Source organism: Sphingobium sp., assembly GCF_003248505.1.
GTDB lineage: Bacteria > Pseudomonadota > Alphaproteobacteria > Sphingomonadales > Sphingomonadaceae > Sphingobium.
Genome location: NZ_QFOA01000068.1, coordinates 1 through 18,895, shown reverse-complemented (window position 1 = coordinate 18,895; position 18,895 = coordinate 1). Strand labels below are relative to the sequence as shown.

The window sequence follows — 18,895 nt, the reverse complement described above, 5'->3', positions numbered from 1 at the left end:
AAGCACTCGCCATTGCAGCGTAATTGAGGGCCTCACGGCCTGACATTACTCTAAAATAGCGCGGTTGAACCCACCGGGCAACAGAAGGGAATTCAGCGGTACGGGAGGCACCGGGCAACAGAAGCCTCCCACTCCCATCCCCGACGCACCGAATAGCTGACCATCGTTCACGCCCGCATTCGCCGCGAATCGGGCTCGGATGGGGTTCGCGTTTCGATTACGCTTTTATGACAATGATGCGTAAAAATGATAAGCTATTGATTAGCAACGTGTAAAAGTTCTTTCGCCGACAATTCCGTGCTATTGCGCCAATGTCATCAAGATGAAATAATCCTCACTATAGTGGAAGGTTTTTTGGAGGATCGGGAGATGTTGAAAGCGGCGGCATTCATGGGGCTGGCATTGGCGGCGATCATGCCCGCTATGGCGCTTGCCGCCGACGGGCAGGACCTCGTCGTCGTAGGGGTGCCCGATGGGCGGCTCGCTGCGAAGGCCATTGGCAACGGGCAGTTCGAGGCCGCGCGACGCAAGCTCGAACCGATGCGTGTCTACGGTGAAAACGACCCGGCGCGGCTCATCAATCTCGGCAATGCCTATGCCGGTCTCGGTCGGATGGCACAGGCGCGCGAAGCCTATCGCGCCGCCCGGTCGGCCCCTGAGTTGACGCTGATCCTGGCGGACGGCACCGAAGGATCGTCGCGCGCGGTGGCACAGAAGGCCTTGACCCGACTGAACCCGGCCTATGCGATGCGGTGATTGAGTCCCGGCCGGATCGTTCGATCCGTGGTGGAATGTCGAAAGGCCGGGGGTTTCCCGGCCTTTCGCATGTTGGAGCGCGGTCTTCGCGATCAGAACGCCACGGTCAGCGATGCGGCAATCGTCGTGCCGATCTTGTACCGGTTATAGAACACCTTGTTTCCGCCGGCTTCCTGAAATTCCTGGAACTTCCGACCGGTGATGTTGCGCGCTTCGAACTTGAACTCGCTGTTGACGCCGCCGGGCAGCTTGACTGCCTGCCGCGCCACGAAGTCGAGCGTGAAGCCGGGCTTTTCCTTGATATCGGGTTGCAGGTTCGGGCCGCGGCTGGTCACGCGCGGGCTGGCGTAGGTCAGCAAGAACGTCTGTTGAGACAGGCGGTCGGTATCTTCCAGCCCGATCTGGATGTTCGCCAGATGATCCGACTGACCGGTCAGCGGTACGCCGTTCAGGAAATAGTCCGACGCCGCCGGAAGAGGTCCGGTGGTGAAGGTATAGGGGATGGTGGTGTCGCCCTCCTTCACCTTCAGCTTCGACTGGGTGTAGGTGTAGTTCCCGATCAGCGCGATGCGCCGGCTCTGGAAGAAGGTCGAATCCATGCGATCCAGCGGGACATATTTCTGAAGCTCGAACTCCGCGCCATAGAGCGTGGCTTCGGGCGCGTTGGCGAAGCTGGTCGTGACGTTGTAGGTATCGGTGATCGTGGTGTATGTTTCGATCGGATTGTCGATCTTCTTGTAAAAGGCCGCCGCCGTGATCCTCTCGTCCCGGCCCATATACCATTCGGCGCGGATGTCCGCGTTCCAGAGTTCGCTGTCCTGAAGGAAGGGGTTGCCGCGATAGAAGCGGTTCGATTCGGTGTCGAGGAACGGCTGGGCGATCAGTTCGCGGAACTGCGGCCGCGCGATCGTCTTGGAACCGCTCGCGCGGAACTGGAGCCCCTTCGCCGCTTCGACGGTAAGCGTGACGGCAGGCAGCCAATATTCCTTGTTGATGCCATTCCGGGGTGTGATCCCGGTGTTGTAGACGTCCACGCCGGTCACAGACTGGCGCCCCTTTTCGTAACGGACGCCTGCGTTGATCGACACGCCCGCAACCGGTTCGACCTGGACCTGCGCATAACCTGCATGGACGCGCAGCGCGGCATCGTAGACAGGATAATTGCTGGAAAAGTCGAGCAGCGTCAGGTCGAACAACCGGATGGTCGCATCCGACACGAGATAGTCGGGACGCAGTTGCTGAACGGGGATGGGCAGGTTCACCGCGTCATAATGCAGCTCGTATCGCGATGACGTCCGCTTGGTGTCGGTGAACGCGTATCCGGCGGTCAGCGTGATATCGGGCGTCGCCTTGTAGGTAAGGTCCGCACCTGCCGACCACAGATCCTCGTTCAGATCGCTGAACGTAACGGACGCATCGCCGCGCTGGCGATTGAGCGCGTTCACGAAGCGGTCGCCCACCGGATCGGTCGCCAGCGCCCGGTTCGAACGAACATATACGAACTCACGCTCATAAGGCGCTTCGCGCTGCGAATTGGCGTAGCCGCCCCGCATGTCGAGGCTGACGTCGCCCAGCTTGAATTCGCCCACGACCTGCGTGTCGATCAGTTGCCGCTCGTACCAGGCCGTATTCTGGTTCATATAATCGGCGCCCTGGATCAGGCCGTCATTGGTGCCGACCGCCAGCGCCGCGCGCTTCAAAGTGTCGCGGATGTAGAGGTTGGTCCAGCGGATCTTCTGCTTGCCCAGTTCCAGACCGATACCCAGCAGGCCGTTCACCGTCACCTGATTGTCGGTGCTCACCTGCGTGAAATTCCGGCCTGCGCCCTGTTCGACGTTCAGTGACGCCTGTTGCAGCGAAGAGCGGGTACGCCATTTGTTGCTGTAGGACGCAGTGGCGATGACGCCGAGGCGACCGTCGCCGCCGATGTCCATTGCCGTGCCTGCGTTCACCGATCCGGAAAAGTTGAAAGGCAGGCTGTTCGTGCGCTGAAGAACGGAGGTGTTGCTGTTCTGAAGCTGCATCGCGGCAGCCTGGATGTCCGACCGCTTCTGGTTGGAAAAGGGCACGCCGCTGTCGATGATCGACCGCAGGCGGGACGGCAGGTTGCGAGTTCCGTCATCGAAACCCGTCCAGTCGGACTTGCTGCCATAATAGGTATAACCCATCTGCCCCGACGTTTCGGTGTTGGCCGAACTGCCGACGCCGAATTCCAGGTAGGATTCGGTCGGGATCGCCTTGGTCGTCAGGTTGATGACGCCGCCGCCGAATTCGCCGGGGAAGTTGGCGGAATAGCTTTTCTGGACCAGGGTCGATGCGATGACGCTGGTCGGGAAGATGTCGAGCGGAACGACGCGCTTGAGCGGCTCGGGGCTGGGAAGGGGCGAACCGTTCAGCAGCGCGAGCGAATAGCGGTCGCCAAGACCGCGGACATAGACATAGCCGCCTGATACGACCGACAGGCCGGTGACGCGCTGGAGCGATCCGGCGATATCGCCTTCGCCGGTCCGTTTGATGTCGGCGGCGGACAGGACGTTCACGACCTGCGGTGCGGCCTGCGACACATTGGTGGTGCGCCGGCCCGTCACGACGATGTCGGCACCGGGAATGGACACGTCGACGCGTCCTTCCTGCGCGGCAGCTTCGTCGGCGGCGCTTGGCGTGGTCGTCATGCCCGCGTCGCCGGCGCCCGCGCTGGACGCGCCGGAAGGATTGGTTTGCGCCGACACGGCGGGTGCCGACAGGGCCGTGGAAATCAGGAGCAGGCGCGCCAGGCTGAGCGGCTTCGACATGCTATAGTCCCCCTTGGGAAATTCTGTGCAAAAGGGGGCGGGGAAGCGATGCCACGCTCCCCCGCCCCTGTTGAGGTAGCGGGTCGATCAGGTCGTCGGGATGGCGGTGCAGGCCTTCGACGTGCTGCCGAAGCTCGCCGTCACCGAATTGCAGGTCCAGCCTGCGTACCAGTTGTCGTTGCTGTCCTTGACCGCGCCGACATAGTTGGTGGTGTTGAACGCGCTGTCGATCGTCTTGGGATCGATCGCGGTGCGGGCGGTTTCGGTCGGGCCGTTGATGAACAGGCTGGTCAGCGACGGCGTATAGGTGAAGCTGTTGTTTGCGCCGGCGGTGAAGATCGACTGCACCAGCGCCGCGTCGACGCCGCTGCCCGTTCCCTTGAACGGGGTGCCGTTGCACTGCATCACGACAGAGAGGTAGCGCGGCTTGCCCGCGTCCTGAAGCGCCGTGTCGGCGTCGCGCACCGCCGCTGCGCCGTTGATGCGCAGGCAGCTCTGGTCGGGGCTGACGATGATGCCGTTCACCAGCGTCAGATCGGCGCCGCCGCGCAGTAGCATCGAAGCGCCGTCGTCGCCGGTGTTCGACCGCTGGATATGGGTAAAGTTCGCAACCTTCAGATACTGGCGGGGCAGGGCGTCCTCGCTGGCGTTGCTGTTGGTGCTCGAACCGTTGGAGTCGGTTTCGAGGAAGGTATCGCCGATATTGTTGTTCGCGCGCTGCACCGAGATCAGATATTGCGCGGTGCCGCGGAAGCCCACGTCCGTGTCGAGATTGTCATCTTCGTTGCCGGTCAGCACCAGATATTTGAGGTTCGCCGCGCCGCCGAAGATTTCGATCCCGTCGTCGGAGCTGTTGTGGATCTGGATATGGTCGAGCTGCGTGCCGGTGCCGATGCCCGAAGGCGTCAGGCCCTGCAGTTCCTTGCCGTCCGCCAGGACAAAACCGGAATAGCGGATCTGGACATAGGACATGCGGCCCGAATTGTCGGCGTCGTTCGCGCCGCCGTAGAGCGCGTTGCTGGTGCCTTCGGTATCGCGCTCGCACGCCACGGTGCCGGGCGCGGCGGCCGGAGCCTGACAGTCGGTGATCTTCGCGCGACCGAGCAGCACGACGCCGCCCCACTGGCCGGACGACTGGTCGGTGGCAGCGCCGGTCACGTTTTCACGGCTCGTGAAGATGATCGGCTGCGTGGCGGTGCCGACGGCATTGAGCTTGTTGCCGCGATTGACGGCGAGATAGGCGTTGCCGGTCGAGGCGAACACGACGACGCCCGGATCGATGTTCAGCGTGACGACGCTGTTGGTGCTCGACGGTCCCTGATCGGTGCCGACATCCACGCGGCCCGGCAACGAATAGATGACTCCGGGGGTCTTCGCGATCGCCGTCGACGCGGTGAAGCGTGCGGGGAAGGCGCAGTTGCGCCAGGTGTTGCCGCTCGCGTCGGAAATGGTGCCGAGATTGGCAAGCTGGTCCGGACCGGCGATGCTGGGGCAGTTCGCGGCGGGCGTCACAGCCGTGGGCGTGGGGGTAGGGGTTGGCGTAGGAGTCGGTGTGGGCGTCGGGGTCGGCGCGGGAATGACGATGGTGCCTTCGCCTGGCGACGCGATATCGTCCGCCCCGCAGGCGCTCAGGCCGATGCAGGCGCAGCTTGCCATCAGGATGGTAGGAATACGGTTGATCTTGGCCATGTCGTCTCCGCTCCGGCCCTATTCGCCGGGTTTGTTGAATTGCGGAGCAGCAGGGGAAAACCGATTCGGACAACGCCCCCTGTCGCCCTCGGGAGCGGCACCTAGGCGTTGCAGATGACATCAACATTTTGGTTCGATGACAAATCAGAGACTATGATGTGACGTTTGCGTGACGAGCGCACCAGGTCAGTAGCGAATCGGGCCGTCAGCCCCAAGGGCGTTCCCGATACCATTTGGTGACGACGTGCTTGACGCCGCTGCGCACCTTCATGCCGTGATGGATGCTGGCAGGGTTGGGATTGCCGGAGGGCAGGCGATTGTTCCACGCGACGAGCTTGCCAGTCTGCGGCTGGATCGTCTTGCCGATCTTCGTGAACCGTGTCGCCCCGCCTGCCGTCGGCTGATCCAGATAGATCATCAGCGTCCACGTCCGATTGCCGGCCACCGCGCAATAGGTCGCGAAATCCGCTCCCTTGGGATCGAAATAATCGGTGTGCGGCTTGAATTCCTGCCCCACGTCATAGCGCTGGCCCTGAATGGGCTCCCCAAAGGTGCTGGCGATCCCGACAAAAGCGTCCAGCCGCATATCGATTGCGGCCACGAGCGGATCGGCATGGTCGAGGTCGCACGTTTCGCTGGTCCGGAAGGCGCGGTCGCCATTGGCATCCGCGATGGTGGAGGGGCGACGTTGCGCGTCGATCCGCGCGATCAGGGCGGCGCAATCGTCGGGGTCGAGGAAGTCGCGCTGAATGAACAACGTCAGGTCGCGGCTCGGGACGCGCTGGATATGGGGATGGGTGCTCATCCAGGCGGGATCGCCATCGGCGGCGGCAGGGGCGGCTTGATCGTGGATCATGCAGGACAGTCTAGCTACCTGCCCCGCGCCCGATTGCAAGCCGGTCCGGGACTGTCATTTAAATGTCATTATAAAGTCATCTGGGCGTCATCCCTTGTACGTAGCAGGCTGCCATCCATCGGGGGGATCGGTCGACGTCATGCGGGTGCCATTTGGCGACAGGTTGGAAAGAATGGCGCGTGGGCGGCGTTCGGTCGCTGCGCCCATCGACTGGATGGCGTGGCTGGAAAATGGCCTGCTGATTCTGCTGGCACTTGCGATTGTGCGGCTGGCGTGGGCGGTGGCGGTTCCGGTCGGCAGCTTTGGCCCGTGGGAGGGACGGCAGGCGCAATTGCTCAGTCCTTCGGCACGGCAGCTTCTCTTCGGCAGCTTCGATCCCTTCTTCCGCACCGGCGCGGCGCAGCCTGCGAGTGGCGTCGTCACCTCGCTGGCGCTTACCGTCTATGGCATCCGGCTTAACGAAGGGTCCGGTCTCGGATCGGCGATCGTCGCGGGGCCGGACGGTGTGCAGAACAGCTTTGCGGTCGGGGACGAGATCCTGCCCGGCGTCGTATTGAAGGCGGTTGCCTTCGACCATGTGACGATCGATCGCGGCGGCGCGGAGGAGCAGGTCTTCCTCGACCAGTCCGCCGCCGTGCCGCCCGCTCCGGAACAATCCGCAAACGGCTGGCAGAGCGCTGCGCCCCAGCCTGCCGCACCTGCCGGGAGCGGCCCAACCGTCGACAGCCTCAAGCGCGACATCGGCTTTGCGCCACGGCTGGAGAACGGGCGTGTCACCGGGCTGGTCGTGCAGTCGCGCGGCCCCGCCTTCGCCAGTGCCGGTTTCCGTCCCGGCGACATCATCGCGCAGGTGAACGGCCTGCCGGTCAGCGACATCGCGTCGCTCCAAAATCAGATCGCGCCCGGCGCGCGCCTTTCCCTGACCGTGGAGCGCGGCGCGTCCACCGCCTCGGTCAACCTCATCGTGCAAGGCCCATGACCCGCAAACTGCTTTTTACCGCTGCCATGGCGCTGGCACTTGCAGCACCGCTGCCCGTGATGGCGCAGCAGACGCTCAATGTCCGCGACGCCGATATCCGCGCCTTCATCCAGGACGCGGCGCGTGTGACGGGGCGCACCTTCATCATCGACAACAAGGTGCAGGGGAAAGTTTCGGTCGTCACCGACCGGCCGCTCAGCCGCTCCGAATATTTCGAGATATTCCTGTCTACCCTGCGCGCCAACGGCCTTGTCGCCGTGCCCGCGCCGGGCGGGGCCTACCGCATCCAGCCGGTGGATGGCGCCGCAGGCCAGCCGAGCGGCGTCGGACGCGCCGCCAACCGCAACAGCTTCGTGACGGAAGTCTTCCGCCTGCGTTCCATCGACGCGGCAAGCGCTTTGGAAACCTTGCGTCCGCTGGTAAGCCGCGAAGGGTCCGTCACCGCCAACCGCGCGGGTAACAGCGTGGTGGTGGCCGACTATGCCGACAATGTCGCGCGGGTGCGGCAGGTCATTGCGCGCATCGATCGCGACAATGCGGCGACCCAGATGGTCACCCTCCGGAACGCAGGCGCGCGTGAGATCGCGACTTCGCTCCAGGCGCTGGTCGCGAACGGGGGCGGGGGAGAGAATGCTGCGCCCGCCACGGCCACGGTGGTCCCCATCGACAGTAGTAATTCGGTCGCGATCCGGGGCGACGCGGGAACGGTCGCGCGCCTCGTGGCGATGGCGCGCCAGCTCGACCAACAGGCTGCGAGCGGCACCGAAATCCGCGTCTACTGGCTTGAACATGCCGACGCTGAAAAGCTGCTTCCCGTGCTTCAGCAACTGGTCGGGCAATCGACGACGCAACCGGTGTCGTCCGATACGCCCTCAGCGGCCAAGGGCAGCAGCGCGGCCCCCGCCTCCCAGGCGGCGGTGCCGGTCGCCGCGCCCGCTTCCGGCACGGGCGGCACCGGCATTTCGACTCGCGGCCCTGCAATCGTCACTCGCTACGAAGGCGCGAACGCAATCATCGTTGCGGCGAACAGCGACGTTCAGCGGATGCTGGGCGAAACCATCCGCCAGATCGACACTCGCCGCGAACAGGTGCTGGTGGAAGCCATCATCGTCGAGATCAGTGACGCTGCCGCCAAGAAGCTGGGCGTGCAATTTCTGATCGGCAGCACCTCGACCGGCTTTGCGGCGACCAATTATTCGAACGCGCAACCTAATCTGCTGACGCTGGCGGGAGCCTATGCCGCGAACCGCCTCGGCACGACGAACACCACCGTCGTCGCGCCCGACGGCACGCGCACGACGACCCAGGTGCGGGAAAATGGCGATCTCGCCAACACGCTTCAGCAGGCGGCGGTCAACAGCCTGCAAAGCGCGACTGGCATCATCGGCGGCCTCGGCACGCAGATCGGCAGGAACGGCATTTTCGGTGCGATCATCAACGCGGTCAAATCCGATACGGAAAGCAATCTGCTTTCGACCCCTTCTGTCATGACGATGGACAACCAGAAGGCGTCGATCCTGGTGGGGCAACAGGTGCCGATCACCACCGGCGAAGCCTTAAGCCAGAATTTCGACAACCAGTTCCGCACCGTCCAGCGGCAGGATGTCGGCATCAAGCTGGAGGTCAAACCCCAGATCAACACCGGCGGCGCGATCAAGCTGTTCCTGAAGCAGGAAGTGTCGAGCGTTGCCGGGCCGGTCAGCAACAGCAACAGCGACCTCATCATCAACAAGCGTGAGATCGAGACGATGGTCACGGTCGACGACGGCGAGATTCTCGCGTTGGGCGGCCTCCTCGACGACAACGAACGGCGCACCATCGAGCGCATTCCGCTGCTGTCCGACATTCCGGGCATCGGCGAACTGTTCAAGTCGCGGTCGAAAAGCCGGACCAAGACCAACCTCATGGTCTTCATCCGCCCGACCATCCTGCGGTCGAAGGAGGACGCGCAGAAGCTGACGCAGCAGCGCTATGGCTACGTTCGCGACATGCAGATGCGGCGCAATCCCGACGTAGAGCCGAGCATCGACGAACTGGTGCGCGACTATATGGGCGCGGCCCCGCCGGTTGCAGTGCAGGCGGGCGACACGGTGATAGAACCGTCGGTCACGCCTCCCGCGCAGGTGATCGAACCGACCGTGCGCCAGTCGAGCGGCGTGGTGCGTCCCGTCGACGTTCCCGCCAGCGGGGGCAGGAAGTGACCGGGACCGGGCCCGCAGAGCCGGGTCACAGCGCCCCTGCGCGTTCCATCGACATCCCCTATGTCTTCGCGCGCAGGCATGGCGTGGTGATGCTGCCGCCGGAAGACGACCGCCTGACCATCGCGGTGCGAGAGGGCAGCGATCCGCGCGTCCTGCTCGAAGTGCGGCGGCATCTGGCCCGCAGCTTCGACGTCCGCTTCGTCGAGCCGGCGCAGTTCGACCGCCACCTGTCGGATCATTACGCGATGGAAGGTAGCGCGGCCGCCATGGCCGGTTCGCTCGAGGTCGGGGCCGACGAACTGGACATCCTTGCCGCCGATATCCCGACCGCCGACGATTTGCTCGACAGCGCGGATGACGCGCCCGCCATTCGCCTGATCAACGGGATCATCGCAGAAGCGGCGCGGCAGGGCGTCAGCGACATTCATATCGAACCCTACGAAACCGGGCTTGTCGTTCGGATGCGTGTGGACGGCGTGCTGCGCGAAACATTGCGGATGCCGCCCCACGTCGCGCCGGTTGTCGTCAGCCGCATCAAGGTGATGGCGCGCCTCGACATCGCAGAACGCCGCGTGCCTCAGGACGGGCGCATCGGACTGACGCTGGGCGGCAAGCTGCTCGACGTGCGCGTTTCGACCCTGCCTAGCCGGGCGGGCGAACGCGTGGTGCTGCGCATTCTCGACAAGGAGAATGCGGGCATGAACCTCGACCTGCTCGGCATGACCGGCGCGCCCGACCGCATTTTTCGCGAAGGATTGAGCGAACCCAACGGCATCATCCTCGTCACCGGGCCGACCGGTTCGGGCAAGACGACGACCCTTTATGCCGGGTTGCGCCAGTTGAACGACGGCAGTCGGAACATCCTGACGGTCGAGGACCCGGTCGAATATGCGATAGAGGGTGTGGGCCAGACGCAGGTCAACGCCAAGGTCGGCCTGACCTTTGCCGCGGGTCTGCGTGCGATCCTGCGGCAGGACCCCGATGTGGTGATGGTGGGCGAAATCCGGGACCGCGAAACGGCGGAGATCGCGGTGCAGGCGTCGCTGACCGGACATCTCGTCCTCTCCACGGTTCACACCAACGACGCGGTCGGCGCGATCACCCGGATGCGCGACATGCGGGTCGAACCCTTCCTGCTCGCTTCTACGCTGCGCGCCGTCATCGCCCAGCGCCTTGTCCGTCGCCTGTGCCAGCATTGCCGCGAACCGGTGCAGGCGGACAAGTCGGCAAGTGCGCTGCTGGGCTTCGACCCCGGCACCATCATCTATCGCGCGCGCGGGTGCGAGGAATGCGGCGGCACCGGTTACAAGGGTCGGATCGGCGTGTTCGAGGCGATCCGCGTCGACGACACGATCCGCCGCCTCATCAACGACGGCGGCGATGAATCGCTCATCGCGCGCCACGCCTTCCTCAACGCCCCCAATCTCGGCTCCGCCGCACGCGCCCTGGTGCGCGACGGGCAGACGACGGCGGAGGAAGCGATCCGCGTGTCGCGCCGTGACGCGACAGAGGTGGAAACCATCGCCGATGGCTGATTTCGACTATGTGGCGATCGACCCGGCGGGCCGGGAACGCAGCGGATCGGTCAAGGCGGACGCGATCGAGGATGCGCGCGCGCGGCTCGACGCGCGCCGACTGTTCATCGTGCGGCTGGAGCCGGGCGCTGCCGACGCGGCGCGCAAGCGGGCATCGCTGTCGCTTCGCGCGCCGCGCCTGTCGGCCAAGGAACTCACGCTCTTCACGCGCCAGCTTTCGACGCTGATCCAGGTCAGCCCGCTGGAGGAAGCACTGCGCACCATCGGGCGACAGAGCGAAAAGGATCATGTCCGCGCCATCGTCGCGAAGGTGCATGGCGGCGTGCTGGAAGGGCGCCGCCTCGCCGACGCGCTGGGCGCGGAACCCAAAAGCTTTCCGCCCCTCTACCGCGCGATGATATCGGCCGGGGAAAGCTCCGGCAGCCTGCCGACGATCATGGAGCGTCTGTCCGACCTCATGGAACGGCAGGCGGTGATCCGGTCGAAAGTGCTGACCGCGATAGCCTATCCCAGCGTGCTGGCAATCTTCGCCGTCTGCGTCGTGGCGGCCCTCATGATCTTCGTCGTGCCCAAGGTGGTGGAGCAGTTCGATACGGTCGGGCAGCAACTGCCGCTGCTGACCCGGATCGTCATGGGACTGTCCGCGTTTCTCGCGGCCTGGTGGTGGATGCTCCTGCTCCTGGTGGCGGCGGCTGGCCTTCTCTTCTGGCGGATGCTGAAGGTCGAACCTTTCCGTTTTCGGTTCGACGCGGCGCTATTGTCGCTGCCGCTGCTCGGTCGCCTGATCCGCGATCTGCACGCCGCCCGCATGGCGCGCACGCTCTCGACCATGGTGGCGAGCCGACTGCCCTTGATGGAAGGCCTGTCGCTCACGGCCAACACCGTTCACAACCGCGTGCTGCGCCGCGCGTCTGACGACATCGTAGAGGCGATCCGGGGCGGCGGCAGCCTGTCCGCCGCATTGCGTCGGGCGGGAGTCTTTCCGCCGCTGCTCGTCTATCTGGCGGCAAGCGGGGAAAGCGCAGGACGGCTCGACACCATGCTGGAACGCGCAGCCGACTATCTGGAACGGGAATTCGACAGCTTCACGTCCGCCGCGCTCGCCATGCTGGAACCGATCATCATCATCCTGATGGGCGGCATCGTTGCCGTCATCATCCTGTCCATCCTGCTGCCCATCCTGCAGCTGCAAAGCCTCACGGGGGCTTGACGGAGACTCTATGCCTAATCGCAATAATCCTGCCGTTAAGGCACATGAAGGAGAAGAGGGCACGGCCTGCAAGGGGCGTTCCGCCGAGCACGGCTTCAATTTCTTCGACGAACGTTCCGCCGAACACGGCTTCACGCTGGTCGAACTGATGGTGGTCATCGTCATCATCGGCCTGCTCGCGACGATCGTGGCGATCAACGTCATTCCCGCGACCGACACCGCGCGCGTGGAGAAGGCGAAGGCGGACATTTCCACCATCGAGCAGGCGCTGGAGCAGTACAGGCTCGACAACCTGTCCTATCCCTCCGCCTCCGACGGCTTGCAGGCGCTCGTCGCCCCCCCGCCGTCCCTCCCGCAGCCGCAGCGCTACCGCCGCGGCGGCTATATCAAGAAGCTGCCCCAGGATCCGTGGGGGCGCGCCTATGTCTATACGGTGCCGGGCAGCAAGGGTGCTTTCGACATCAGCTCGCTGGGCGCGGACGGCCAGCCGGGCGGCGAGAACGAGAATGCGGACATCCACTCCAGCGCGCTTTGATCGCGGGCAGTCCGGCTTTACGCTGCTGGAGCTGATGGTCGTCCTGACGATCATCGGCTTCATTTCGGCGGCCGTCGTGCTTGCCATCCCCGATCCGCGTGGACGGGTGGTGGAGGATGCCGACCGCTTCGCCGCGCGCGTCGCCGCCGCGCGCGACGAAGCGGTCGTGACGGCGCGCCCCATGGGCCTGTGGGTTTCCGCTTCTGGCTATGGCTTCGAGCGGCGCGATGGACAGGCGTGGGTCCCGTTCTCCGAAAAACCCTTCACCGACACCGACTGGAAAAGCGGAACGCGCGCCCTCGTCGGCCGGGACGGCAGACAGCAGATCGCTTTCGACGGCACCGGCCTCCCCACCGATCCGCTGACCGTCACGCTCGCGCGCGAGGGCGAGCGCGTGGCGGTATCCGTTGACATGGCGGGAAAGGTCACGGTCGGTGGATAGGGAAGAGGCCGGGTTTACCCTGCTGGAAATGCTGGTCGCGCTGGCGGTGTTCAGCCTGGCGGCGCTGGCGCTTGTGCGGCTTCAGGGCGTGACGCTGCGGACCGCCGCCGATCTCGACAGCAAGGCGCTGGGCCAGATCGTCGCGCGCAACCTGATGGTCGAGGTGCAGACCGATCCGATCCCGCCTGCCATCGGCGAAGCGGAGGGCAACGTTACAAATGGCGGGCGGCGTTGGCACTGGCGGCGCGCGGTCAGGCCGATGGACGACAGGCGGCTGCTGCAAGTCGATCTCATCGTCGATGGGCAGCCGGGCGCATCCCCTTCCGCGCTCAGTTTCGTGCGGGCGGTCGAATGACCGATGACCGCCGCCGCCATGCCGAAAACGGCTTCATGTCTTCGATGCGTTCCGCCGAACACGGCTTCACGCTGATCGAAATGCTTGTCGCGTTGACGATCTTTGCGATGCTGGCTGCCGCCGGGGTAATGCTGCTTGGCAACAGCGTATCGGCGCAGGCGCAGGTCAAGGCCCGGCTCGATGACATGGCCGCAGTGCAGAGGGCGGGAGGCGCGCTGACGGCGGACCTGGGGCAGGCGGTCGCGCGCGTCACCCGGACCGAAACAGGCACGCTCGCGCCGGCTTTCTGGGCACATGGCGAAGGGGAGGCACGGCCGATCCTGCAATTTGTGCGCGGCGGCTGGGACAATCTGGGCGACCTGCCGCGCCCGTCCTTGCAAAAGGTCGAATATTGGGTGCGGCAGGGCCGATTGGAACGGCGAACCTATGCGCAGCTGGATGGCGCGGCGGGCGACGATCCCGCCGCGCTGCTCGACCATGTCGAAACGGTCGCGTTGCGGTTTCGCGACGCGCAGGGCAAGTGGCGACCCGACTGGACCCCGACGCAGCCGGACCTTCTCCCCCGCGCGGTGGAAATGGCAATCGCGCGCACCGGCGAACCCCCGGTCACGCTGCGCTTTCTGGTCGCGCCAGGCCCGCCCGAACGTCCAGACCCGGCAGGAGACGCTGGTGCCTGATCCCCGCAGGAAAGGAGAGGAGGGCGCGGCCTTGCTGACCGTCCTGCTATTGGTCGCGGTCATGTCGGTCGTCGCGTCGACCGCGTTGGAACGAGTGGCTCTTGCCACGCGGATGACGGGCAATGGCGGTGCGGTCGATCAGGCGCGCGCCTATGCCGACGCCGGGATGGCCGTCGCACGGCTTCGCATACAGGACCTGGTCGCGGCGAACCCGGCGAAGATGACGCTTGCCGGAGGATGGATCGGAACGCCCCAGACCATCCCGGTGCCCGGCGGCATCGCCACCGCGCAGGTCACCGACGCCGGAAACTGCTTCAACCTCAATAGCGTCGTCGCTGGCGAGAGCGAAGCGGCACTTGCCGTGCGGCCCGCAGGCGTCACCCAGTTTCAGGCGTTGCTCCAGGCATTGGGTGTCGATGCGCGGCAGGCGCAGGGCGCGGCGGCGGGGCTGGCCGACTGGATCGACAGCGACAGCGTACCGCAGCCCGGCGGGGCGGAGGACGAAACCTATGCGCAGGCACCGCGCCCTTATCGCGCGGCCAATCGCCTGATGGTCGACCCCAGCGAACTGCGCGCGGTCGCCGGAATCACGCCCGCCATCTACGATGTCGTGCGGCCATGGATATGCGCCCTGCCGGTCGCGACGCTTTCGCCCATCAACGTCAATACGCTGCTGCCCGATCAGGGGCCGCTTCTCGCCATGCTTCTGCCGGGCCGGTTGAGTGTTGCGCAGGCGCGGCAATGGCTGGCAAGGCGCCCGGCGGACGGTTACGGCAGCACCAACCGCTTCTGGCAGGAGCCATCGCGTGCCGGCTTGACCCCGCCTATGGACGTGCAGGAACAGGTCAAGTTGACGACCGTTTTTTTTGGAGTGACGATTTCGGTGACTGTGGGGGGAACGCAGGTGGTGGAGCGCGCGCTGATCGATGCGCGACAGGGCCCTGTCCGCATCGTGCGCACCAACTGGGGCGGCAGTGCATGAGCAGCCGGGACGCCCTGATCCTTTATCTGTCGGAAGACGCGGATAGACCGTGCCGCTGGACGCGCGTGGTGGAAGGGGCTGCGGTGCAGTCGGGCGAGGGCGCCGACTGGCTGGCCGCGTGCGGGATATCCGCCTTGCCCGACAAGGCGCGGGTGATGCTCGTTCCCCCCGCCGCCATGGTGACGCTGCACTGGATCGCGCATCCCGATCTTCCCGTCCGGCAGGGGCGGGCGGCGGCGCGCCTTGCCGCCCTGACAGGTGCGGTGCTCCCCCCGGACCAGCTTTTCGCCGCGACCGATGGCAATGCAGATCCGGCAAAGCCGCATATCGTGGCGGTCGCCGCCCGCGCCGACATGCAGGCCTGGCTGCTCTGGGCGCAGCATCACGGGCTGGACCCGGATACGATCGTGCCCGCGCCGCTACTGCTGCCCGAACCTGAAACCGGCTTCACGCGCGGCACCGTCGCGGGCGAGGCGGTCTTGCGCGGATGCGACATGGCGTTGACCCAGGACATGGCTTTCCCAGCCCTGACCGGTGAATCGACGATAACGGACCTGTCGCCCGATACTGTCGAAAGCCGGGCGATCGCGGCGCTGGACACCCCTCCGCTCGATCTGCGTCAGGGCGATTTCGCCAAGCGCGTCCGCCCGACCATCGACAAGCAGCGATTGGGCCGCATCGTCCTCTTGAGCGCGCTTGTCCTGCTACTATGCCTGGCCACCGCGCTGACACCGATCGTCAAACAGCATCTGGCCGCCGCTCGGCTCGACCGCGACAGCCTGACATTGGCGCAACAGGTGCTGCCCGGCGCGACCGACGCAGGACAGGCGCTGACCGAGCTGGAAAGCCGCCTCGCCGCACGCGGAGCAGGCAGCCGTGCCTTCACGGCACCGGTTGCCGCCCTGTTCGCCGCGATGCAGGATGCGCCCGGCGTTTCGCTCACCAGCCTGTCGCGCGATCCCGACGGGATGGTCCGCGCCACGATTGCGGCGGCCAAGGCAGACGACATCAACACCGTTCTGCTGGCGCTGCAGGCCGCCGGTTTCACGATCACCGCAACTCCTTCGCAAGACCCGGGCGGGCGCACGCTCGCCGATATCACGGTGCGCCCATGATGACCCGGATCGCAACTTTCTGGACCGACCGCTCTCCCCGCGAGCGCTGGATGTTGGGCGTCATGTTCGCGCTGTTTGCCGCCGTCATCCTGTGGCTGGGCATAGCGCTGCCGCTCGACCGGGCTCAGCGCAATGCGCGCCAGTCGTTGCTCGACGCGACCGATCGTAGCGCGGCGGTTCGCGCTGCGGTCAAGCAATTGCGCACTCTGCCGCGTAACCCCGCCGCCCCCGGACCCGCGACGCCGCTCGATCAATATGTGGGGCAGGGCGCGGGAGAGGCAGGCTTGACGCTGGAGCGCGCGCAGGCACAGGGCGCGAACCGAATAGAAATAGCCATCGCTTCGGTCCGGCCCGTGGCGCTCTTTTCCTGGCTGGCACGGCTGGAGGGCCAGGACGTGCGAGTCGACACCATGGCTGTACGGCCGTCTCCCACGGCAGGCAGCGTGTCGGTGCAGGCGGTTCTGGTGCGGGGGGAGGCGCGATGATGGGGCTGAAACTGTCTCGGCAGATGCGCATCGCTTTGGTGGCAACATTGCTGCTCGGCCTGGCGGCGTTCCTGCCGCTGCGACTGGCATTGGGGCTGGCGGGATTGGAACGGCTGGGCGTTGCCGCGCGCGAAGTGCGCGGAACGATCTGGAGCGGACGAATAGACCAGTTGATGCTGGGGCGGATGCCGCTCGGCACGGTGCGTGCGGGCGTGTCGCCCCTTGCCTTGCTGACCGGACGCGTGCGTTTAGACATTGCGCGGACGAAGGGGCTTCCCGACGATGTGCGCGGCGCTCTGACCGTCGGTTTCGGTCGGATCGGTATCGACGACGTGACTGGCGTTGTGCCGCTCGGACGCACATTTGCGCCGTTGCCCGTTTCCAGCCTGATGCTGGAGGATGTCAGCGGCTATTTCGCGCAAGACCGGTGCGGTCATGCGGAAGGCCGCGTGCGCGCACGAATGGCGGGGAAGTTTCCCGGCCTCAACCTGTCGCAGGGCTTGAGCGGCGTCGTGACGTGTGACGGCGATGCCTTGCTCCTGCCGCTCGTCAGCCAGTCCGGCCTCGAAAGGATCGACCTGCGGCTCTGGCGCTCGGGGCGGTATGTCGCGGAAATGCGGGTCGAAACCGCCGATGCGACGCTGGCGGCAGCGCTGGAGCAGGCCGGTTTTGCCCAGGCCGGGGCGACTCGCTTGCTGAAGGTCGAAGGCACATTGTGACTTTCGGCCCAGCGCTGCTGCTCGGTGGCCTCGCCGGACTTGTAGCCGGCAGCTTCCTTGCCACTCTCATCCTCCGCTGGCCGCAAGGCAGGAGCGTGATGCGCGGGCGATCCTCCTGCGACGGATGTGGGCGAGTGCTCGGACCCCACGAGTTGGTTCCGTTGGTGAGCGCGCTTGCCAGCGGAGGCAAGTGTCGGACCTGCGGAACGCCGATCGATTCGCTGCATTTTTCGGTCGAACTGAGTTGCGCTGCCATCGGTGTCTTGGCTGCTGCCTTGTCCCCCGGCATGGAAGGCGCGGGCTGGGCCTTGCTCGGCTGGCTGCTTTTGACGCTCGCAATCCTCGATTGGCGGCACTTCTGGTTGCCCGATGCCTTGACGCTTCCCCTCGCTTTTCTGGGGCTGACCGTTGGGCCATGGTTAACCCCGGCGGCCTTTGCCGACCGTGTCATCGGCGCTGCGGCGGGATATGGAGCGCTGCTGTTTCTATCGCTGGTCTATCGCCGGCTGCGCGGACGGGACGGCTTGGGATTGGGTGACGCTAAGCTGCTCGCCGCGCTCGGGGCCTGGTTCGGCTGGCAGGCATTGCCGTTCATTCTGCTGTCGGCAGCATCGATGGGACTCGCCATCGCTCTCGCCACGGGCCGCGCAACATCGGCCAAGGCACGTCTGCCGCTCGGCACGTTCCTTGCTGTCGCGGCGATACCCGGCTGGATCGCCGCCAGCGCTTTGCTGCGCATCTGATCGAGCGGCAAGCTGCCGGCTAGACCCATGTCTGAGAGAAATGGTCGGGGAGACAGGATTCGAACCTGCGACATCCTGCTCCCAAAGCAGGCGCGCTACCAGACTGCGCTACTCCCCGGCCGCCGCTGCCCTTAGGGTCTTGCGGCGGATAACGCAACGGCGCTCGTCGTTGCCCGCAAAGATTATACCGTTCGCCGCAATTCTCAACTTATTGAGTAGACATTAAGTCGATGGGGCGACACCCTTTGCCAGACATGATTCGACGATGAGGCAGGCATGTTCGGTGCAAATGCACGATCGCAGCGGCTGGTGGCGCAGATGCAGGCGTTTCTGGACGACAGCATAGAAGCCGGCACCTTTCCGGCGGGATGGTTATTAGGCCCGTCATGTCTGGAAAAGCTCACGACCCGAAAGACCGTTTGTGGATCCAAGTTTCTCGGCCTGCCGATCCTTGCCGGGGAACCGCAATGCGAACGCGACTACGAACTTGTATGCAGCGACGATCCGCGCCTGTCGCGCTTTTAGAGCTTGATGACATCATCGCCACACGCGGCGAAGGCCCCAAATTGAAAAGGGCGAGCCGCATATGCAGCCCGCCCTTCCAAAAATCTCGCTTGCGCGAAGATTACATCGCGTTCGAAGCGTTCGCAGCAACGTTCGCCGAGTTGGCGGCAGCGTTGGCGGCGTTCGCAGCGTTCTCGGCCGCGTTGGTGGCGTTCTCGACGACGTTCTCGACGACGGCGTTCGAAGCGTTCGCGGTTTCGTTGGCCGGCTTCTCACCGCAAGCGGCGAGGGCCATCAGGCTGGCCGAAGCGAAAACAACA

At 65.2% G+C, this 18,895-nt stretch carries 19 protein-coding genes and 1 tRNA gene; 15 read left to right on the top strand and 5 right to left on the bottom strand.

Annotated features, from left to right (window positions below; genetic code table 11):
* The first annotated feature begins 369 nt into the window (after nt 1-369).
* Nucleotides 370-756, top strand: coding sequence for a tetratricopeptide repeat protein (locus tag DI606_RS16145; protein ID WP_293984828.1), 387 nt, complete (start codon nt 370-372; stop codon nt 754-756).
* 92 nt (nt 757-848) lie between these two features.
* On the opposite strand, the gene DI606_RS16140 is transcribed toward DI606_RS16145, so the two are convergent.
* From DI606_RS16140 to DI606_RS16130, 3 genes are all read right to left on the bottom strand, one after another.
* Complete coding sequence (locus DI606_RS16140) at nt 849-3,548, bottom strand: TonB-dependent receptor (RefSeq protein ID WP_293984826.1); 2,700 nt, start codon at nt 3,546-3,548, stop codon at nt 849-851.
* A gap of 87 nt (nt 3,549-3,635) precedes the next feature.
* Nucleotides 3,636-5,237 carry a hypothetical protein gene (locus DI606_RS16135; protein ID WP_293984824.1) on the bottom strand — a complete coding sequence of 534 codons (1,602 nt, stop codon included), beginning with the start codon at nt 5,235-5,237 and terminating at the stop codon, nt 3,636-3,638.
* 205 nt (nt 5,238-5,442) lie between these two features.
* Nucleotides 5,443-6,093 carry a 2OG-Fe(II) oxygenase gene (locus tag DI606_RS16130; protein ID WP_293984823.1) on the bottom strand — a complete coding sequence of 217 codons (651 nt, stop codon included), beginning with the start codon at nt 6,091-6,093 and terminating at the stop codon, nt 5,443-5,445.
* Nucleotides 6,094-6,232: 139 nt separating this feature from the next.
* On the opposite strand from DI606_RS16130, the gene DI606_RS16125 reads away from it, so the two are divergent.
* Genes DI606_RS16125 through DI606_RS16065 form a run of 13 tightly spaced genes read left to right on the top strand, consistent with a single transcriptional unit; the run spans nt 6,233 to nt 18,071 of the window.
* On the top strand, nt 6,233-7,072 hold the full coding sequence (locus DI606_RS16125) for a type II secretion system protein N (RefSeq protein ID WP_293984822.1): 840 nt from the start codon (nt 6,233-6,235) through the stop codon (nt 7,070-7,072).
* The gene (gene gspD / locus DI606_RS16120) at nt 7,069-9,273 is read left to right on the top strand and encodes a type II secretion system secretin GspD (RefSeq protein WP_293984820.1); all 2,205 of its coding nucleotides are present in this window, start codon (nt 7,069-7,071) and stop codon (nt 9,271-9,273) included. The genes DI606_RS16125 and gspD overlap by 4 nt, the downstream gene beginning before the upstream one ends.
* Nucleotides 9,270-10,808, top strand: a complete 1,539-nt coding sequence (gene gspE / locus DI606_RS16115; RefSeq protein ID WP_293984818.1) for a type II secretion system ATPase GspE — start codon at nt 9,270-9,272, stop codon at nt 10,806-10,808. Before gspD ends, gspE begins: the two co-directional genes overlap by 4 nt.
* Nucleotides 10,801-12,018, top strand: a complete 1,218-nt coding sequence (gene gspF / locus DI606_RS16110; RefSeq protein ID WP_293984816.1) for a type II secretion system inner membrane protein GspF — start codon at nt 10,801-10,803, stop codon at nt 12,016-12,018. Before gspE ends, gspF begins: the two co-directional genes overlap by 8 nt.
* 10 nt (nt 12,019-12,028) lie before the next feature.
* On the top strand, nt 12,029-12,553 hold the full coding sequence (gspG, locus tag DI606_RS16105; protein ID WP_293984814.1) for a type II secretion system major pseudopilin GspG: 525 nt from the start codon (nt 12,029-12,031) through the stop codon (nt 12,551-12,553).
* The gene (locus DI606_RS16100; protein ID WP_367119485.1) at nt 12,525-12,995 is read left to right on the top strand and encodes a GspH/FimT family pseudopilin; all 471 of its coding nucleotides are present in this window, start codon (nt 12,525-12,527) and stop codon (nt 12,993-12,995) included. Before gspG ends, DI606_RS16100 begins: the two co-directional genes overlap by 29 nt.
* Nucleotides 12,988-13,350 carry a type II secretion system minor pseudopilin GspI gene (gene gspI, locus DI606_RS16095; RefSeq protein WP_293984813.1) on the top strand — a complete coding sequence of 121 codons (363 nt, stop codon included), beginning with the start codon at nt 12,988-12,990 and terminating at the stop codon, nt 13,348-13,350. The genes DI606_RS16100 and gspI overlap by 8 nt, the downstream gene beginning before the upstream one ends.
* Nucleotides 13,351-13,385: 35 nt before the next feature.
* Entirely contained in the window at nt 13,386-14,027 is a 642-nt protein-coding gene (gspJ, locus tag DI606_RS16090) for a type II secretion system minor pseudopilin GspJ (RefSeq protein WP_293984832.1), read from the top strand.
* Complete coding sequence (gspK, locus tag DI606_RS16085) at nt 14,020-15,009, top strand: type II secretion system minor pseudopilin GspK (RefSeq protein WP_293984811.1); 990 nt, start codon at nt 14,020-14,022, stop codon at nt 15,007-15,009. Before gspJ ends, gspK begins: the two co-directional genes overlap by 8 nt.
* Nucleotides 15,006-16,124 (top strand): type II secretion system protein GspL, encoded by a 1,119-nt coding sequence (gspL, locus tag DI606_RS16080; protein ID WP_293984809.1) that lies wholly within the window; start codon nt 15,006-15,008, stop codon nt 16,122-16,124. Before gspK ends, gspL begins: the two co-directional genes overlap by 4 nt.
* The gene (gspM, locus tag DI606_RS16075) at nt 16,121-16,609 is read left to right on the top strand and encodes a type II secretion system protein M (RefSeq protein WP_293984807.1); all 489 of its coding nucleotides are present in this window, start codon (nt 16,121-16,123) and stop codon (nt 16,607-16,609) included. Before gspL ends, gspM begins: the two co-directional genes overlap by 4 nt.
* Nucleotides 16,606-17,328: a type II secretion system protein N gene (gene gspN / locus DI606_RS16070; RefSeq protein ID WP_293984805.1), complete on the top strand. Its 723-nt coding sequence runs from the start codon at nt 16,606-16,608 to the stop codon at nt 17,326-17,328. Before gspM ends, gspN begins: the two co-directional genes overlap by 4 nt.
* The gene (locus DI606_RS16065; RefSeq protein ID WP_293984830.1) at nt 17,322-18,071 is read left to right on the top strand and encodes an A24 family peptidase; all 750 of its coding nucleotides are present in this window, start codon (nt 17,322-17,324) and stop codon (nt 18,069-18,071) included. The genes gspN and DI606_RS16065 overlap by 7 nt, the downstream gene beginning before the upstream one ends.
* 41 nt (nt 18,072-18,112) lie before the next feature.
* Here DI606_RS16065 and DI606_RS16060 read toward each other — a convergent pair.
* Nucleotides 18,113-18,189, bottom strand: a tRNA-Pro gene (locus DI606_RS16060).
* A gap of 191 nt (nt 18,190-18,380) precedes the next feature.
* Between DI606_RS16060 and DI606_RS16055 the strand changes: the two genes are divergently transcribed.
* Nucleotides 18,381-18,596 (top strand): hypothetical protein, encoded by a 216-nt coding sequence (locus tag DI606_RS16055; protein ID WP_293984802.1) that lies wholly within the window; start codon nt 18,381-18,383, stop codon nt 18,594-18,596.
* A 100-nt stretch (nt 18,597-18,696) separates the two neighbouring features.
* Here DI606_RS16055 and DI606_RS16050 read toward each other — a convergent pair.
* Nucleotides 18,697-18,895: hypothetical protein (locus DI606_RS16050; protein ID WP_293984800.1), on the bottom strand; the 199-nt coding region annotated here is incomplete at its 5' end.

Excerpts from the sequence above, each read along its gene's own strand:
- DI606_RS16145 (WP_293984828.1), top strand. The coding sequence starts at position 370 with ATGTTGAAAGCGGCGGCATTCATGGGGCTGGCATTGGCGGCGATCATG.
- DI606_RS16140 (WP_293984826.1), bottom strand. The coding sequence starts at position 3,548 with ATGTCGAAGCCGCTCAGCCTGGCGCGCCTGCTCCTGATTTCCACGGCC.
- DI606_RS16135 (WP_293984824.1), bottom strand. The coding sequence starts at position 5,237 with ATGGCCAAGATCAACCGTATTCCTACCATCCTGATGGCAAGCTGCGCC.
- DI606_RS16130 (WP_293984823.1), bottom strand. The coding sequence starts at position 6,093 with ATGATCCACGATCAAGCCGCCCCTGCCGCCGCCGATGGCGATCCCGCC.
- DI606_RS16125 (WP_293984822.1), top strand. The coding sequence starts at position 6,233 with ATGCGGGTGCCATTTGGCGACAGGTTGGAAAGAATGGCGCGTGGGCGG.
- gspD (WP_293984820.1), top strand. The coding sequence starts at position 7,069 with ATGACCCGCAAACTGCTTTTTACCGCTGCCATGGCGCTGGCACTTGCA.
- gspF (WP_293984816.1), top strand. The coding sequence starts at position 10,801 with ATGGCTGATTTCGACTATGTGGCGATCGACCCGGCGGGCCGGGAACGC.
- gspG (WP_293984814.1), top strand. The coding sequence starts at position 12,029 with ATGCCTAATCGCAATAATCCTGCCGTTAAGGCACATGAAGGAGAAGAG.
- DI606_RS16100 (WP_367119485.1), top strand. The coding sequence starts at position 12,525 with ATGCGGACATCCACTCCAGCGCGCTTTGATCGCGGGCAGTCCGGCTTT.
- gspJ (WP_293984832.1), top strand. The coding sequence starts at position 13,386 with ATGTCTTCGATGCGTTCCGCCGAACACGGCTTCACGCTGATCGAAATG.
- gspL (WP_293984809.1), top strand. The coding sequence starts at position 15,006 with ATGAGCAGCCGGGACGCCCTGATCCTTTATCTGTCGGAAGACGCGGAT.
- gspM (WP_293984807.1), top strand. The coding sequence starts at position 16,121 with ATGATGACCCGGATCGCAACTTTCTGGACCGACCGCTCTCCCCGCGAG.
- gspN (WP_293984805.1), top strand. The coding sequence starts at position 16,606 with ATGATGGGGCTGAAACTGTCTCGGCAGATGCGCATCGCTTTGGTGGCA.